Consider the following 15,412-nt stretch of genomic DNA (forward strand, 5'->3'; position numbering starts at 1 on the left):
AAATAAATACAATAACGATTAAAATTTATAACATCTAAATAAAAAATGATTTAAATTGCTTAACTTATTTTCTTGCTTATCAATTAAAGGTGTTATTTACCCCGTCTCATTGGCATGGTTGAAGTCTGATTAAGCGTTAATCCTTTGGTTTCTGGTGCAAACAACACAGAAACTATCATGCCGAATAAAGAGATTGCGGCACCCACTAGCATCGTCGTATTAATCCCGTAAGTAGCGATAAAGGCAGGTAATGCACAAGTTGAAATGACCGTACCAATACGGCTTATCGACATAATTATGCCCACTGCCGATGCACGAATATCGGTTGGAAACAATTCGTTAGGATAGAGCCATTGTAAAATTCCGGGACCACCAGAGAAAAAGGCGTAAGTCGCAAACGCTAAGATCACAAATAAAATAGGCAGATTAGGGAAAACACCCAGCACGAATAATGCCAATGTCATCATGGCAAAACTACCAATCAATAATGGGCGTCGTCCTGTCTGGTTTAACCAAAACATAGCGGGAATACACCCAAACATAAAGAATAGGCTGATGACCACATTACCCAGTGCCGCACTTCGTCCAGTATCCCATCCTAATAAACCGACAATTTGTGGCCCAAAAGTATAAATGGCAAACATTGGGATAACTTGGCAAGTCCAAATCACCGCAACAAACAACACAAAAGAGAAGTGACGTTTATTAAATAGCTCGATAAAACGCGTTTTTTTGGCATCTTCCGCTTCAAAAACCACTGGCTCGCCAAAGAGTTTGATCATCATTTCATTACACTCTTGAATACGCCCTTTACGTATTAACCAAAGCGGAGATTCAGGCAAATCAAAGCGGCCAATTAAAATAATAGCGCAAGGAATAAAAGCACTGCCCAACATCCAGCGCCAGCCATCTGCAACATCATATAAAAGATAACCGACTAAGTTGGCACATGTTGCCCCGATATACCACATTGCGGCAATAAAACCGACAGCGAAAGCGCGTTGTTTTTTATTGGAAAACTCCGTGATCATTGATGTCGCAATCGGGTAGTCAGCACCAATCACAATCCCAATCAAAAATCGCATCACCAACAAGCCCACTGGCGTTGACACAAACATCGTTGCAATCGAAATAAGCGCAATAGCCACAATATCCACGAGGAACATTTTACGGCGACCGACTTTGTCACAAATATAACCAAAGAGTGATGTACCAATAAAAAGCCCTGCTAATGTTGCCGCACCGAGCAGACCGATCCATCGTGCATCAAGCTGTAATAACGGTGTGAGTTGCTCTAATGCCACACCGATAATCACTAACACATAGCCGTCAAGAAAAGGGCCGCCACTCCCCCATAACATCACCCGACGATGTACAGAGGTAAAACGAATATCATCAAAGTTTCTGGGTTGCATGACTGTGTCCTGGTATTTTTCTAAATAAAATAAAAAAGAAAAGCTCCCAGGCCGGAGACAGCTCTGGGAGAAAAGTAGCGATACATCATCCGTAACGATATTCCACGCCAAAAGTTCCGCGTGGATATTCCCATTTTTCAAGCGCACTATCTAAACCAAGAATTCGACACGTTCCACACTCTAAGCATCCTGCATAATCAAAACTGATAGTGCCATCTTCTTGTTTTTTATATAGACCTGCAGGACACGCTTTGACTAAGGTTTCTAATACCTGCCTATCGGGTTGCTCTTTAACGACGATATGTGGATTTTCTTCATCGACATTAAATTTATTGATGCCTAGTTTGACATCGACATTTACGGGAGAACTCATATTGCTTTTACTCCTTTGATCCCATCTTTGATCAGATTCATCCAACCGACTTTTTTGGTATGACGCAGCATGGTTTTACGCATTGGTACGGGTGCTTCACCCGTAACGGTAAAGAGATCTTTTGCGATACCAACGACCATTTCAGGATAAGCAGTGAACATACGAGGATTATCAAGTAAATCAGGCATACGCTGATACGCTTTCATATCGCGCAATGGGCCATCTTCTAAATGTTTGAGATATTCATTGAGTGATTGTTTACTAAAATCATTTTTTGCCATAGCAGAAAGCACCGTTTTTGCAGCCGCTTCACCAGATGCCATCGCTAAATCCATGCCACGGATAGTAAAACCAAGGTTCATACACATCCCTGCTGCATCACCAGCAATTAATACACCATCGCGTACTAATTCGTTTTGCATTCTTAAGCCCGCTTCTGGAACGACATGCGCACCGTACTCCACCATTTTTCCACCCTCAATGAGCGGAGCAACAACAGGATGCTGTTTAAAATCTTCCAACATTTGTGGTACGGATTTTTTCGCATCTTTAATATGGTGAAGCCCACAAACAAGACCTAAAGAGAGCGTGGTTTTATTGGTATATAAAAAACCACCGCCCATTAATCCATCGGTAGGTGATCCCGCGAATAACCATGCCGTGCCTTCGTTATCTTTTAGGTTAAAGCGATCTTTAATCACACTTTCAGGCAATTCGATGATCTCTTTTACACCTACTGCGACATTTTCAGCGGCAACACGTTTTGTCATCCCTAACTGTTCAGCTAAGATAGAATTCACACCATCAGCTAAAATAACGGCTTTAGCCTCTAACACATCACCATCAGCTTCCACACCGACAATCTTGCCATCACGCTCGACGAGCTTATCAACGCGAATACCTGTAATACATTGTGCACCCGCATTTTCGGCTTGTTCCATTAGCCATTGATCAAATTCACCACGTAATACAGACCAAGAGGCGGTTTTGGGGTTATTTTCTTCGGCATTTTGGTAATCAATTGTCATTGCGCCGGTTTCAGTCATAAATGACAATTTTTCGTGAGTAATAACGCGTTCAACGGGTGCTTCTTGCGCAAACTCAGGAATGATGCGTTCAAGAGTATGTGCATACAGACGACCACCGGTTACATTTTTCCCGCCAGCGTAGTTACCTCTTTCTATTAGCAATACTTGTGCGCCTTCCCTTGCCAAAACAAGTGCAGCCACAGATCCTGCTAATCCTGCGCCAACAATAATGGCATCGAAAATATCTTCGGAATCGGACATAACATCTCCAGAATTTGCGATAAACGCAGAGAAGTCCCCTTCCCTGCTTAAATAAATCAGTTAGATAATTGACGGGTTAATTCAGGTAAAATCTTCATTAAATCACCGACAATGCCGTAGTCAGCAAATTGGAAGATAGGTGCATTTTTGTCTTTATTAATAGCAACAATAGTTTGTGCGCCATTAGCGCCAACCATATGTTGAATTTGCCCTGAAATACCGGCAGCCAAATAGAGTTCTGGTTTCAGCATCAGGTTAGAAATACCGACATAGCGCTCGTGTTCCATCCATTTTTCGTTTTCAGCAACAGGACGAGAACAGGCGATTTCAGCACCAATGGCTTTCGCTAATTCTTCTGCAATGACGATATTTTCTTTGCTACCAATACCGCGACCTACACTGACAACAAAGCGTGCTTTATCTAAATCGACTGCATTGATTGCACGCGGCTGAACTGAATTACGAACGATAGTTTGAGATGGCGCAATCCATGCCACTTTTTGTGCATTCCCCGTCGCCCCTGTTTCTGGTGCAACATCAAAGGCACCTACACTTGCAGTCACTACGCAATAAGGCGTTTTCAGCGTTTCATCACCAAAGGCAAGACCACCGTAAACCATGTGTTTTGTTACTAATGCATCACCCTCTGCTTTTAAAGATTGTGCGTCATTAGAAACAACTGCTTCTAAACGATGGCCTAAGCGTGCTGCAAGTAATTTGCCACGACGTGTATTAGGTAATAACACTAAACCTGCATCACCTTTTTGTTTGATGGTTTCAACCATGCTTTGTGCATAGTCTTCAATAATGCGATCGTCTGGTTTGCCTTCTAATTGGAAAACCGCTGTTGCACCTAATTTAAAGGCAAGCGCACTTTGTTCATCATTTAAGGTAAATACATTAATAGATTGACCTACTGAAGAAGCGCCACCCATTAATTCTGGTAAACGGGAAAGTGCATCACTAAATACCCAAACAGTTGAAAACTGACTCATAACTCCCCCTATTACTTAAGAATTTTACGTAAATGTTCTGCCAGCTCAGCAATCTGATCGTCACCATCACCTTCAATAATGATGCGTTGACGCACTTTCTGTTTTGGTGCCGCGACTTTTTGCTCTGAACGCGCAGTAATCACATCCAGACCAAGATCGGCAACACTCCATTGCTGAACAGGTTTTTTGGCAGCGCCAAGAATGGCTTTCATCGAAGGAATTTGAGGTGTGTTAATGTCAGTAGACACCGCAATGACAGCAGGTAATGGAATGGTCAGTGTTTCAATTTCATTTTCTAATTCACGTTCAACGGTTATTGAGTCATTAGAGAGAGAAACAATTTTATTAATGCCATTGATTGCAGGGATATTTAAAATTTCACCCACCAGCAAGCTAACTTGTTGTGAACTGAGATCTGCAGAGCCGTCACCGCAAAGAATTAAGTCATAACCTTTTTTAGTCGCCGCCGCAGCCAGTGCAACCGCCGTTTGATAAGGCAGAGAGGCTTCAAATTGCTCATCAACCACAACAACTAAATCGTCAGCGCCGCGAGAAAGAACGTCTTTACGTGCTTTCGCATTTGTCAGAGCTTTACCACCCACACTCATTGCCGTGATTTGAATACCATCAAGTTGCGTCTTAAGCTGATTAGCGGCTTCAATCGCATTTAAATCATATTGGCTAATTTTGGTATTAGCGCGAGAAAAATCTAGCGAACTGTCCGCGCTATTTACCGTAATATCCTGCTCATCGGGAACACTCTTGTAACATGTAATAATATTCATTACATCTCCTGAAATTAATAAATAATGTCATTTACTCTGGCAATGTAATATAGAATTAACATAATTAAGTGATTAAAAAATTAAACCTAGGTCACCAATATTGAACATTATTAAATAAAGAAGAGATAGCGTTCAATATTGCTAAATACATCACCAATATTGAAATTAGTTTTAATTGAAGTGTTCAACTTTCAATATTGCTACTTCGATCAACAATATTGAACATAATAAATATAACGGTATTTAACATTCAATATTGCCACTCAGATCAACAATATTGAAAGACGGAATATAACAAGCCGATTACATATAATGCAATATCAATAATTATCAATAAGTTATAATGAAAACAAAACGTTATAAACCGTAACATAAAATCGACAAAAAGAATAGTGTGAAGTGAATAACAGAATAGATTTCTTATAATATCCATTATTCTTCATCATTAATGAATTTGTGAATTAGCCAATGACTTTATTTTTCTATTATGATGAATCACCAATAGACAAAATATTCATAAATAAACTTAACTGTTTTATTAGTTATTAGGAATTAACACTACTTAAACTTCTGCGCTAAATATATTTGGAAAATTTACCTATGAGCAAAGATAATAAAAAGGCAGGAATAGAACCGAAGGTTTTTTTTCCGCCATTAATCATTGTTGGTATTTTATGTTGGTTAACGGTTCGCGATCTTGATGCTTCAAATGAAGTGATTAATGCCGTATTCAGCTATGTTACCAATGTCTGGGGTTGGGCCTTTGAATGGTACATGGTTATCATGTTCGGGGGTTGGTTTTGGTTGGTCTTCGGTCGTTATGCCAATAAACGTCTAGGGGAAGACAAACCTGAATTTAGTACCGCAAGCTGGATCTTTATGATGTTTGCGTCTTGTACTTCTGCTGCCGTCCTTTTCTGGGGTTCGATTGAAATATACTACTACATTTCAAGCCCACCTTTTGGGATGGAAGGTTATTCGACTCAAGCTAAAGAAATTGGCCTTGCTTATAGCTTGTTCCACTGGGGTCCTCTACCTTGGGCAACGTATAGTTTTCTTTCTGTTGCATTCGCTTACTTCTTCTTTGTTCGCAAAATGGAAGTTATCCGTCCAAGTAGTACCTTAACCCCATTGGTAGGTGAAAAACACGTTAATGGCTTATTCGGTACTATTGTTGATAATTTCTACTTAGTCGCCTTAATTTTAGCCATGGGGACAAGTCTTGGGTTAGCCACACCGCTTGTCACTGAGTGTATTCAATACTTATTTGGTATTCCTCATACCCTACAATTAGATGCCATCATTATCTCTTGCTGGATCTTATTAAACGCAATTTGCGTGGCATTTGGTCTGCAAAAAGGGGTGAAGATCGCCAGTGATGTGCGTACTTACCTGAGTTTCTTAATGTTGGGTTGGGTGTTTATCGTTGGTGGTGCGAGCTTTATCGTCAATTATTTTACCGATTCTGTCGGTACATTGTTGATGTATATGCCTCGTATGCTGTTCTATACAGACCCTATCGGTAAAGGTGGATTCCCTCAAGGCTGGACTGTCTTCTATTGGGCATGGTGGGTTATTTACGCCATCCAAATGAGTATCTTCTTAGCACGTATCTCTAAAGGCCGTACTGTTCGTGAACTGTGTTTAGGAATGGTTGCAGGCTTAACCGCAGGAACTTGGTTAATTTGGACAATCCTTGGTGGTAACACCTTACAACTGATTGACCAAAACATTCTCAATATTCCACAACTGATTGAGCAATATGGTGTTCCACGCGCCATTATCGAAACATGGGCGGCATTACCACTGAGTACAGCGACAATGTGGGGCTTCTTTATTCTCTGCTTTATTGCCACTGTCACCTTAATTAACGCCTGCTCTTACACACTAGCAATGTCCACTTGTCGCTCTATGAAAGAAGGCTCTGAGCCACCTTTATTAGTGCGTATCGGCTGGTCTGTGCTGGTCGGTATTATCGGCATCATCCTATTAGCACTTGGGGGTTTAAAACCTATTCAAACCGCCATTATCGCCGGAGGATGCCCACTATTTTTCGTCAATATCATGGTCACCTTGTCCTTTATTAAAGATGCAAAAGTACATTGGAAAGACTGATCCGCTATACGCAAAGAATGACATATTAAGAGGTTATTAACATGGATTTTAGATTGAATGATGAGCAGGAACTGTTTGTTGACGGTGTCCGCGAATTAATGGCCAGTGAAAACTGGGAAGCTTATTTCGCTGAGTGTGATCGCGAAAGTAAATACCCAGAACGTTTTGTCAAAGCCTTAGCGGATATGGAAATCGACAATCTGCTTATCCCTGAAGAGCACGGCGGCTTAAATGCAGGTTTTGTTACTGTTGCTGCAATCTGGATGGAATTAGGTCGTTTAGGTGCGCCAACTTACGTGCTTTATCAATTACCAGGTGGCTTTAACACCGTCTTACGTGAAGGGACTCAAGAGCAAATTGATAAAATCATGGCATTTCGTGGTACAGGTAAACAGATGTGGAACTCGGCTATCACTGAACCCGGTGCAGGCTCCGACGTTGGTAGCTTACAAACCACGTATACCCGTAAAAATGGCAAAGTTTACCTCAACGGTAGCAAATGCTTTATCACCAGTAGTGCCTATACCCCTTACATTGTTGTGATGAGTCGTGACTCAGCATCTCCAGATAAACCTATCTTTACTGAATGGTTTGTGGATATGAGTAAGCCGGGCATCAAAGTGAACAAGTTAGAAAAACTGGGTTTACGCATGGATAGCTGCTGTGAAATTACTTTCGATAACGTTGAACTTGAAGAAAAAGACATGTTTGGCCGTGAAGGTAACGGCTTTAACCGTGTGAAAGAAGAGTTCGATCACGAACGTTTCTTAGTGGCTCTCACTAACTACGGTACAGCAATGTGTGCATTCGAAGATGCCGCTCGTTATGCCAACCAGCGTGTGCAATTTGGCGAAGCTATCGGCCGTTTCCAATTAATTCAAGAAAAATTCGCACATATGGCGATCAAACTCAATTCAATGCGCAACATGTTATATGAAACTGCATGGAAGAGTGACAACAACTTAATCACTTCTGGTGATGCGGCTATGTGTAAATACTTCTGTGCAAATGCCGCGTTTGAAGTAGTTGATAGTGCAATGCAAGTGCTTGGTGGTGTCGGTATTGCTGGCGAGCACCGTATTTCTCGTTTCTGGCGTGACCTTCGTGTTGACCGTGTATCTGGTGGTTCTGATGAAATGCAGATCCTGACATTAGGACGTTCAGTACTTAAACAGTATCGCTAATTAATCACGAAAACTCTCTCATGATTAGGTGAGAGAGTATTCACTAAACCACTTACGAGGTGACGCTATGACAGAACATTTACCAATGCCACAATTCGGCCCACTTTCAGGGGTTCGTGTTGTGTTTTCAGGAATTGAAATTGCAGGGCCATTTGCAGGACAAATGTTTGCAGAATGGGGTGCTGAAGTGATTTGGATTGAAAACGTTGCATGGGCTGACACCATTCGCGTTCAACCTCACTATCCCCAACTTTCCCGACGCAATCTTCATGCGCTATCGTTAAATATCTTTAAAGACGAAGGTCGTGATGCGTTCTTAAAATTAATGGAAACAACCGACATCTTTATCGAAGCCAGTAAAGGCCCTGCCTTTGCACGCCGTGGCATTACTGATGAAGTATTGTGGGAGCATAATCCTAAATTGGTTATTGCGCATTTATCGGGTTTTGGTCAATACGGCGATCCGCAATATACCAACCTACCCGCTTATAACACCATCGCTCAGGCCTTTAGTGGTTACCTGATCCAAAACGGTGACAAAGATCAGCCGATGCCAGCCTTCCCTTATACCGCAGACTATTTCTCAGGGATGACAGCAACCACATCCGCATTAGCTGCACTGTATAAAGTCCAACAGACAGGCAAAGGCGAAAGTATTGATATTGCTATGTATGAAGTGATGTTGCGTATGGGGCAATACTTCATGATGGATTATTTCAATGGTGGTGAAATCTGCCCTCGAATGACCAAAGGGAAAGATCCGTACTACGCAGGCTGTGGGCTTTACCGTTGCCAAGATGGTTTTATCGTGATGGAAGTTGTCGGTATCACTCAAATTGAAGAAATTTTCAAAGATATCGGCCTTGCTTATCTTTTAGGTACACCTGAAGTGCCAGAAGGTACTCAACTTATTCACCGTATTAATTGCCCTCATGGTCAATTATTTGAAGACAAGTTAGATGAATGGTTAGCAAAACAACCGATCACTGAGGTTCTTAAACGACTTTCAGAGCTTAATATTGCCAGTGCCAAAGTACTGACTATTCCTGAGCTTGAAGACAATCCGCAATATATCGCGCGTGAATCGATCACCGAATGGCAAACCATGAATGGCGAAACCTGCAAAGGGCCAAATGTGATGCCGAAATTTAAAAATAACCCAGGAAAAATCTGGCGCGGAATGCCATCTCACGGCATGGACACTGACGCAATTTTGAAAAATATCGGTTATAGCGACGAACAAATCAGGGGGCTGGTCGATAAGGGACTAGCTAAAATTGTAAAGTAACACTGTAAAATTCAGGCGCTGTATAGACATAAAACACGTCTGAATTTACAGCGAAAGAATAGGGTAATAGTTTAATGGATGTGATTGGCAAACAAAACTTACGTCAAATGTGGGATGATTTGGCAGAGGTTTATGGCACAAAAACAGCGCTAATTTTTGAATCCGCACAAGGACACGTGAGACAATTTAGCTACAGTGAATTAAATGAAGAGATAAATAGAACCGCGAATCTTTTCCATGCTGGTGGCATAAAAAAAGGTGATCATGTTGCCTTACATCTTGATAACTGTCCTGAATTTTTCTTTTGCTGGTTTGGGCTAGCAAAAATAGGCGCTGTTATGGTGCCCATTAATGCGCGCTTTATGTATGAAGAGAGCGCATGGATAATCAATCATTGCCAAGCTCATTACGTGGTAACACGCGATAATTTCTATCCTATTTATCAACCTATGTTGCAGGATGAACAAAATCCTTTAACTCAGTTGTTTTTAATAACAGAAAACACACTTCCTACTGAGAAAGGGGTTATTGATTTTCTAAAAGAGAAAGCCAAGCACCCTGTTACGCTTAATCATCACACCCCATTAAGTGTGGATGACACTGCTGAAATTCTTTTTACCTCAGGAACGACCTCTCAACCCAAAGGCGTCGTTATCACTCACTATAACTTACGCTTTGCGGGTTATTACTCATCATGGCAAAACGCATTACGAGAAGATGATATTTTTCTTACCGTTATGCCTGCATTTCATATTGATTGCCAATGTACGGCATCACTGCCTGCCTTTTCTGTGGGCGCCACCTTTGTTTTACTCGAAAAGTACAGTGCTAGAGCCTTTTGGAAACAGATCCTTAAGTATCAAGCAACCGTAACAGAATGCATCCCCATGATGATGAGAACTTTAATGACACAACCTGTTTCATCAGAAGAAAAACAACACAAATTACGCGAAGTGATGTTCTATCTCAATCTCGCAGATGAAGAAAAAGACGCTTTCATTGAGCGCTTTAACGTGCGATTACTCACCTCTTACGGCATGACAGAAACTATAGTGGGTTTAATCGGTGATAGACCTGGCGATAAACGCCGTTGGCCCTCCATTGGTAGACCCGGTTTTTGCTATCAAGCCCAAATCAGAGACAAACAAAACAACGAAGTCCCTGATGGGGTTGTAGGCGAAATTTGTGTAAAAGGCGAGCCTGGAAAAACCTTATTCAAAGAGTATTACAACCGACCCGATGCTACAGCAAAAGCACTAGAGCCAGAAGGTTGGTTACATACTGGTGATTATGGTTACCGTGACGATGAAGGTTTTTTTTATTTCGTTGATCGCAGTTGCAATATGATCAAACGCGGTGGCGAGAATGTCTCTTGTGTTGAGATTGAAAACATCATTTCTTCGCATCCTAAAATTCAAGATGTGGCGGTAATTGGTGTACCTGACAATATTCGTGATGAAGCGATTAAAGCTTTTGTGGTACTGGTTGAAAATGAGACCTTGAGTGAAGAAGAGTTCTTCCATTTCTGTGAGCAAAATATGGCGAAGTTTAAAATCCCCTCTGAAGTTGAATTTAGAGATGGCTTGCCTCGTAATTGCTCAGGAAAAGTGATTAAAAAGCATTTGAAATAAGGCATAGGTAAGTTTAACCACAAATTAATAACCTCAATCATAAATGCTTATTTTTGATGACGAAAAGGAATACAACATGAGCCAGTCATTACACCTAACAACTCGTGGTTCTGTACTTGAAATTGTATTAGATAGACCCAAAGCCAATGCTATTGATGCGAAAACCAGCCATGAAATGGGCGAAGTTTTCCTGCGTTTTCGTGATGATCCGAACTTACGTGTCGCGATTATTACAGGTGCAGGTGAACGCTTTTTCTCCGCAGGCTGGGATTTAAAAGCGGCTGCTGAAGGTGAAGCCCCTGACGCTGATTTCGGTGCGGGTGGTTTTGCGGGTTTAACCGAGCTTTTCAATCTAGATAAACCTGTTATTGCTGCAGTTAACGGCTATGCTTTTGGTGGTGGATTTGAATTAGCACTCGCTGCCGACATGATGGTGTGCTCAGACAATGCTTCTTTTGCGTTACCTGAAGCACAACTAGGCATTGTGCCTGACAGTGGTGGCGTATTGCGTTTACCTAAACGTTTACCCCCTGCTATCGTCAATGAAATGCTAATGACCGGCCGTCGCATGAATGCGGACGAAGCATTACGTTGGGGCATTGCAAATCGTGTTGTCAGTGGCGCTGAATTAATGGATAGCGCTCGCGAGCTGGCTGATCAAATCGCTAATAGCGCACCACTAGCTGTGGCTGCTTTAAAAGAAATTTATCGCGCTACCAGCGAACTTTCCATTGAAGATGGCTACAAATTAATGCGCAGTGGTGTATTAAAACATTATCCAAGTGTTCTCCATTCAGAAGATGCCACAGAAGGGCCACTTGCCTTTGCGGAGAAACGTGCACCTGAATGGAAAGGTCGGTAATGATCTAGTGTTTCGATAATACAACAAAGAGGAAAACGGATGAGTATCTACGCGTTTGAAGGCCTTGTTCCTGTGGTACATCCAACGGCCTATATTCACCCTTCAGCCGTATTAATTGGCGATGTGATGATTGGTGCAGGTGTTTATATCGGCCCGCTCGCTTCACTCAGAGGGGATTATGGGCGCTTGATTGTTGAAGCAGGTGCTAACCTTCAAGACGGTTGTATCATGCACGGTTATACCGATATGGATACCATTGTTAGAGAAAATGGACATATTGGGCACGGTGCCATTCTTCATAGTTGTATTATCGGGCGTGATAGCCTAATCGGCATGAATAGCGTCATTATGGATGGTGCAGTGATTGGTGACGAAAGCATTGTCGCTGCAATGAGCTTTGTAAAAGCGGGTTTTCAAGGACAACCTCGCCAAATGTTAATGGGCAGCCCAGCCAAACATTTCCGTGATATTACCGACCAAGATATGGAATGGAAACGGATGAACACTCGTGAATACCAAGATTTAGCGGTACGTTGTCGTCAAAGCTTAGTTGAAACCACGCCATTAACTACTCCTGAACCTAATCGTCCGCGTTTACGTGGGATAACAGACGTTAAACCGAAAGGTCAGTAACAAGTAGCGACAGGTGCCATAGCGCCTGTCGTACTCTCTTTATCGTTAGATCAAACATGATCTATTAGCGTCGCTGTGATTTTGACAACATCCATTGCCATTTTTGCTCATGGTTTAATCCATGAGGGATCATGCTGGCTAATTTTTCAGGTGAGCTTTGACTACTTTTGCCTTGTACATGACCTTTTAAGCGTGAATAAAGCTGAGGATCGATATGACTGACTTTGATCATTCGTTGGCATTGGCAACCTCGGCCTTCAAGCTGATTAGGAACACTTTTTGTTTCACACTCAATTTCTTTTACATCAGAAAGAATGTAAGAAACGATATTAATCGCATTGCATTGAGGGATATCGAATTTTTTCGCGATCTCTTTTGCACTTACCCAACGCTCTTGCTCTTGAACCCAATCAGCAATAGACAGATAGAGTGGCTTATTCATGTATTCTTCACACATATTTACTCCAGTATCACAAATAAAGTTTTATTTATCGCTAAATAAAGATAATAACTGAATATGTTAATTATCATTGCACCGCGGAGTATCGGTTTTCCCTGTTAATTAGGTAATTTAACTACCCCATTAATATAATATTAGTTTTTTAACAACCAAACTCTTTAATTAACACGCCCGTCACAATTTATTATTTTGTTATTAAAACCAAAGTAATAACAATTAAACTGAGTAAAAACAAAAAAACAATTAAATTTAAAAAATATAAAAAAATCGTAACAAACAAAATATAATGGATTGATATATAACTTATTTATAATAACAAAATAAAAAACATAGATTATATTAATAATCCATTTATAGACTAACATTATAGTAATAGATCTGAATTTAGATTGCCAGAAAGGTGGCTTATTATTAGATGTAAATCAATATTCGTTTATTTTAAGCTATATTAACCTAGTTATTAATACATTAGTAAAAATGAAGATTAATAACTCCATATACCAAATTTGATAAATTAAGTGCTATATAGCGCTATAGCACTTAATCTCATATTATTAATTTGATTATAAAAAACGACGTTCGAATGCTGTTTGCCAATCATCCGAAAATCTATTTACTGCATCATCGACAACCGGTGAGCGAATAATGGAGTAAGCAAGCTCAATCGGTAATGTCACCGAAGAAGCGCCAGCTAATAAACAATCGACCACTTGGCGTGGCGTTTTAAAACTCGCGGCGAGGATTTTGGTCGGTAAATTATGCATGGTGATCAAAGTTTGTAACTCTTTAACCACTCTTACCCCATCAGAGCCTTGCCTATCCATTCTATGTACATAAGGAGCAATATAATCTGCCCCTGCTAATGCTGCCATTAAACCTTGTGAGACACTGTAAATTGCCGTGCCTAATACCAACATATTTTTTTGTTTTAATTGTTTAATGGCGACCAAACCCGCTTCAGTAACTGGAATTTTAATCACCGTATTATCAGCAATATTGCCAATACGTAGCGCTTCTTCAATCATAGTATCGACATCACTGGCAATCACTTGTGCAAATACGCGCCCTTTACCACCCATTGCCGCTTTTAATTCAGGTAACAGGGTTTCGATATTTTGTGCCGATTTAGCAATAATGGAAGGATTGGTGGTGACACCTGCAATAGGAAGAACTTGAGAGAGTTTTCTGACTTCTTCGATATCCGCGGTATCTAAATAGATTTCCATAATCGCACCTCAATGATGTTGGTTTTAAGCTAAATAATTATAGGTATAACATAGAAAATAACATTGTAAGCGGTCGATTTCTAGTCAATTTAATGAAAATAGCGCCCATGAAAAGGCGCTATTGATTAAATATCAACAATAAATAACCGTTATTTTTATTTAATAAATAAAAAACTAATCTAAACTTAGATTTTAAATTAAATAGATTAGTTTTTAAATTCTGCATCAATAACTTGATAAAATGCATTCTTTGTATCGGCGATATCCCAGACACCTAAAATAACCTGATAACCTGAACGCTCTGGTATATTACAATTTATCTCTACGGTTTCTTTTGGTATTTCACCATTATCATTTTGTTGGCAGAATGGTGTTAAATCAAAATCATCACGAGTCAGCGGTTTATTAACATCCCACCCTGGTTTAGTAATAAAAAACCGCCATGATTTTGTGCTGTGCTTCGCAGTTAATGTCCATTTAAATGTATTCTCTCCACTTTTCATTGCTACTTTATGCCAGCGATCAGCACTTTGTTCATTTAACTCAGAAAATGCCGCATTTCCACCACTGGCAATTTTACCATCAACAGGCCCTTCTTGAGGAAATTTGTTAGGCCCTTCAATTGATTGAGGTTCATACTGTATTGAACCACAGTTTTTATTTAAATTGTTTCCTTTTGATGAACAAAGAAAAGCTCTGCTAGGTGGCACATCAATATAACCATGTTTTAGCGTTACATCAGCTGACGCTGTTGAAATAAAACCCGCTGATGATAATAATAACGTCGCAGTAAATACCATAAGTTTATTTTTCTTCATAATAAAGCCTCATAATTATTAATAAGTATTTTTAAATATAATGATTGCATCAATCACAATATATACTAGTCAAAAAAAGATAATTAAATATTCATTTATTTATATTTGTGAGCGATATCGATATTTAATTTAATATTAAAATGGAACTAAAACAGTCATTTAATATTTATTAAATGACTATTAATAATAAAAACAATAAATAAATTTATTTTTAATACTTTATTTTATCTTTTATTAAAAAGATTCAAATTATCGGTATGAAGTAAAAACAACCCAAATGAGACAAGAAAACTGTCTCACTGAGTTGTATGTTTTGGGTTTACTCAAAAAATACGAAA

14 protein-coding genes are annotated in these 15,412 nt (G+C 40.1%); 6 read left to right on the forward strand and 8 right to left on the reverse strand.

All coding sequences use genetic code 11. The features are described 5' to 3' along the window. Positions 1-92 precede the first annotated feature (92 nt). The 5 genes from H1225_RS13450 to H1225_RS13470 all read right to left on the reverse strand — a co-directional run bounded on the left by H1225_RS13450 (position 93) and on the right by H1225_RS13470 (position 4,857). Positions 93-1,415: an MFS transporter gene (locus tag H1225_RS13450; protein WP_072064404.1), complete on the reverse strand. Its 1,323-nt coding sequence runs from the start codon at positions 1,413-1,415 to the stop codon at positions 93-95. Positions 1,416-1,500: 85 nt separating this feature from the next. Then, positions 1,501-1,788: a ferredoxin-like protein FixX gene (gene fixX / locus H1225_RS13455; RefSeq protein WP_109400055.1), complete on the reverse strand. Its 288-nt coding sequence runs from the start codon at positions 1,786-1,788 to the stop codon at positions 1,501-1,503. Then, the gene (gene fixC / locus H1225_RS13460; RefSeq protein ID WP_072064406.1) at positions 1,785-3,077 is read right to left on the reverse strand and encodes an FAD-dependent oxidoreductase FixC; all 1,293 of its coding nucleotides are present in this window, start codon (positions 3,075-3,077) and stop codon (positions 1,785-1,787) included. The genes fixX and fixC overlap by 4 nt, the downstream gene beginning before the upstream one ends. A 56-nt stretch (positions 3,078-3,133) precedes the next feature. Next, a complete protein-coding gene (locus H1225_RS13465; RefSeq protein ID WP_109848191.1) occupies positions 3,134-4,072 on the reverse strand; it encodes an FAD-binding protein in 939 nt (312 codons plus the stop codon). 11 nt (positions 4,073-4,083) lie between these two features. Beyond that, complete coding sequence (locus tag H1225_RS13470; protein ID WP_006536198.1) at positions 4,084-4,857, reverse strand: electron transfer flavoprotein FixA; 774 nt, start codon at positions 4,855-4,857, stop codon at positions 4,084-4,086. A 600-nt stretch (positions 4,858-5,457) separates the two neighbouring features. Here H1225_RS13470 and caiT point away from each other — a divergent pair. The 6 genes from caiT (at position 5,458) to caiE (ending at position 12,570) form a co-directional block, all read left to right on the forward strand. Continuing rightward, entirely contained in the window at positions 5,458-6,972 is a 1,515-nt protein-coding gene (gene caiT / locus H1225_RS13475; protein ID WP_006536199.1) for an L-carnitine/gamma-butyrobetaine antiporter, read from the forward strand. A 41-nt stretch (positions 6,973-7,013) separates the two neighbouring features. Further along, positions 7,014-8,156 (forward strand): crotonobetainyl-CoA dehydrogenase, encoded by a 1,143-nt coding sequence (caiA, locus tag H1225_RS13480; RefSeq protein WP_006536200.1) that lies wholly within the window; start codon positions 7,014-7,016, stop codon positions 8,154-8,156. A 67-nt stretch (positions 8,157-8,223) separates the two neighbouring features. Beyond that, positions 8,224-9,444 (forward strand): L-carnitine CoA-transferase, encoded by a 1,221-nt coding sequence (caiB, locus tag H1225_RS13485; protein WP_006536201.1) that lies wholly within the window; start codon positions 8,224-8,226, stop codon positions 9,442-9,444. A 74-nt stretch (positions 9,445-9,518) separates the two neighbouring features. After that, on the forward strand, positions 9,519-11,075 hold the full coding sequence (gene caiC / locus H1225_RS13490; protein WP_072064409.1) for a crotonobetaine/carnitine-CoA ligase: 1,557 nt from the start codon (positions 9,519-9,521) through the stop codon (positions 11,073-11,075). A gap of 76 nt (positions 11,076-11,151) precedes the next feature. Continuing rightward, a complete protein-coding gene (gene caiD / locus H1225_RS13495; protein WP_109848187.1) occupies positions 11,152-11,937 on the forward strand; it encodes a crotonobetainyl-CoA hydratase in 786 nt (261 codons plus the stop codon). Between the two features lie 39 nt (positions 11,938-11,976). Beyond that, positions 11,977-12,570: a carnitine operon protein CaiE gene (gene caiE / locus H1225_RS13500; RefSeq protein ID WP_006536206.1), complete on the forward strand. Its 594-nt coding sequence runs from the start codon at positions 11,977-11,979 to the stop codon at positions 12,568-12,570. Between the two features lie 64 nt (positions 12,571-12,634). Here the strand turns inward: caiE and caiF are convergent, their stop codons facing one another. The 3 genes from caiF to H1225_RS13515 form a co-directional block, all read right to left on the reverse strand. Next, positions 12,635-13,027: a carnitine metabolism transcriptional regulator CaiF gene (gene caiF, locus H1225_RS13505; RefSeq protein WP_072064411.1), complete on the reverse strand. Its 393-nt coding sequence runs from the start codon at positions 13,025-13,027 to the stop codon at positions 12,635-12,637. 566 nt (positions 13,028-13,593) lie between these two features. Further along, entirely contained in the window at positions 13,594-14,256 is a 663-nt protein-coding gene (fsa, locus tag H1225_RS13510) for a fructose-6-phosphate aldolase (protein WP_006536209.1), read from the reverse strand. A gap of 206 nt (positions 14,257-14,462) precedes the next feature. After that, a complete protein-coding gene (locus H1225_RS13515; RefSeq protein ID WP_006536210.1) occupies positions 14,463-15,074 on the reverse strand; it encodes a lytic polysaccharide monooxygenase in 612 nt (203 codons plus the stop codon). Positions 15,075-15,412: the final 338 nt, after the last annotated feature.

Origin of the sequence: Proteus penneri (genome assembly GCF_022369495.1) — a bacterium.
GTDB classification, from domain to species: domain Bacteria; phylum Pseudomonadota; class Gammaproteobacteria; order Enterobacterales; family Enterobacteriaceae; genus Proteus; species Proteus penneri.

What these genes read in the sequence shown, in the direction of transcription:
- caiT (WP_006536199.1), top strand. Translation starts at nt 5,458, where the DNA reads ATGAGCAAAGATAATAAAAAGGCAGGAATAGAACCGAAGGTTTTTTTT.
- fsa (WP_006536209.1), bottom strand. Translation starts at nt 14,256, where the DNA reads ATGGAAATCTATTTAGATACCGCGGATATCGAAGAAGTCAGAAAACTC.
- caiB (WP_006536201.1), top strand. Translation starts at nt 8,224, where the DNA reads ATGACAGAACATTTACCAATGCCACAATTCGGCCCACTTTCAGGGGTT.
- caiA (WP_006536200.1), top strand. Translation starts at nt 7,014, where the DNA reads ATGGATTTTAGATTGAATGATGAGCAGGAACTGTTTGTTGACGGTGTC.
- H1225_RS13470 (WP_006536198.1), bottom strand. Translation starts at nt 4,857, where the DNA reads ATGAATATTATTACATGTTACAAGAGTGTTCCCGATGAGCAGGATATT.
- caiE (WP_006536206.1), top strand. Translation starts at nt 11,977, where the DNA reads ATGAGTATCTACGCGTTTGAAGGCCTTGTTCCTGTGGTACATCCAACG.
- caiC (WP_072064409.1), top strand. Translation starts at nt 9,519, where the DNA reads ATGGATGTGATTGGCAAACAAAACTTACGTCAAATGTGGGATGATTTG.
- H1225_RS13450 (WP_072064404.1), bottom strand. Translation starts at nt 1,415, where the DNA reads ATGCAACCCAGAAACTTTGATGATATTCGTTTTACCTCTGTACATCGT.
- H1225_RS13515 (WP_006536210.1), bottom strand. Translation starts at nt 15,074, where the DNA reads ATGAAGAAAAATAAACTTATGGTATTTACTGCGACGTTATTATTATCA.
- fixX (WP_109400055.1), bottom strand. Translation starts at nt 1,788, where the DNA reads ATGAGTTCTCCCGTAAATGTCGATGTCAAACTAGGCATCAATAAATTT.
- fixC (WP_072064406.1), bottom strand. Translation starts at nt 3,077, where the DNA reads ATGTCCGATTCCGAAGATATTTTCGATGCCATTATTGTTGGCGCAGGA.
- H1225_RS13465 (WP_109848191.1), bottom strand. Translation starts at nt 4,072, where the DNA reads ATGAGTCAGTTTTCAACTGTTTGGGTATTTAGTGATGCACTTTCCCGT.
- caiD (WP_109848187.1), top strand. Translation starts at nt 11,152, where the DNA reads ATGAGCCAGTCATTACACCTAACAACTCGTGGTTCTGTACTTGAAATT.
- caiF (WP_072064411.1), bottom strand. Translation starts at nt 13,027, where the DNA reads ATGTGTGAAGAATACATGAATAAGCCACTCTATCTGTCTATTGCTGAT.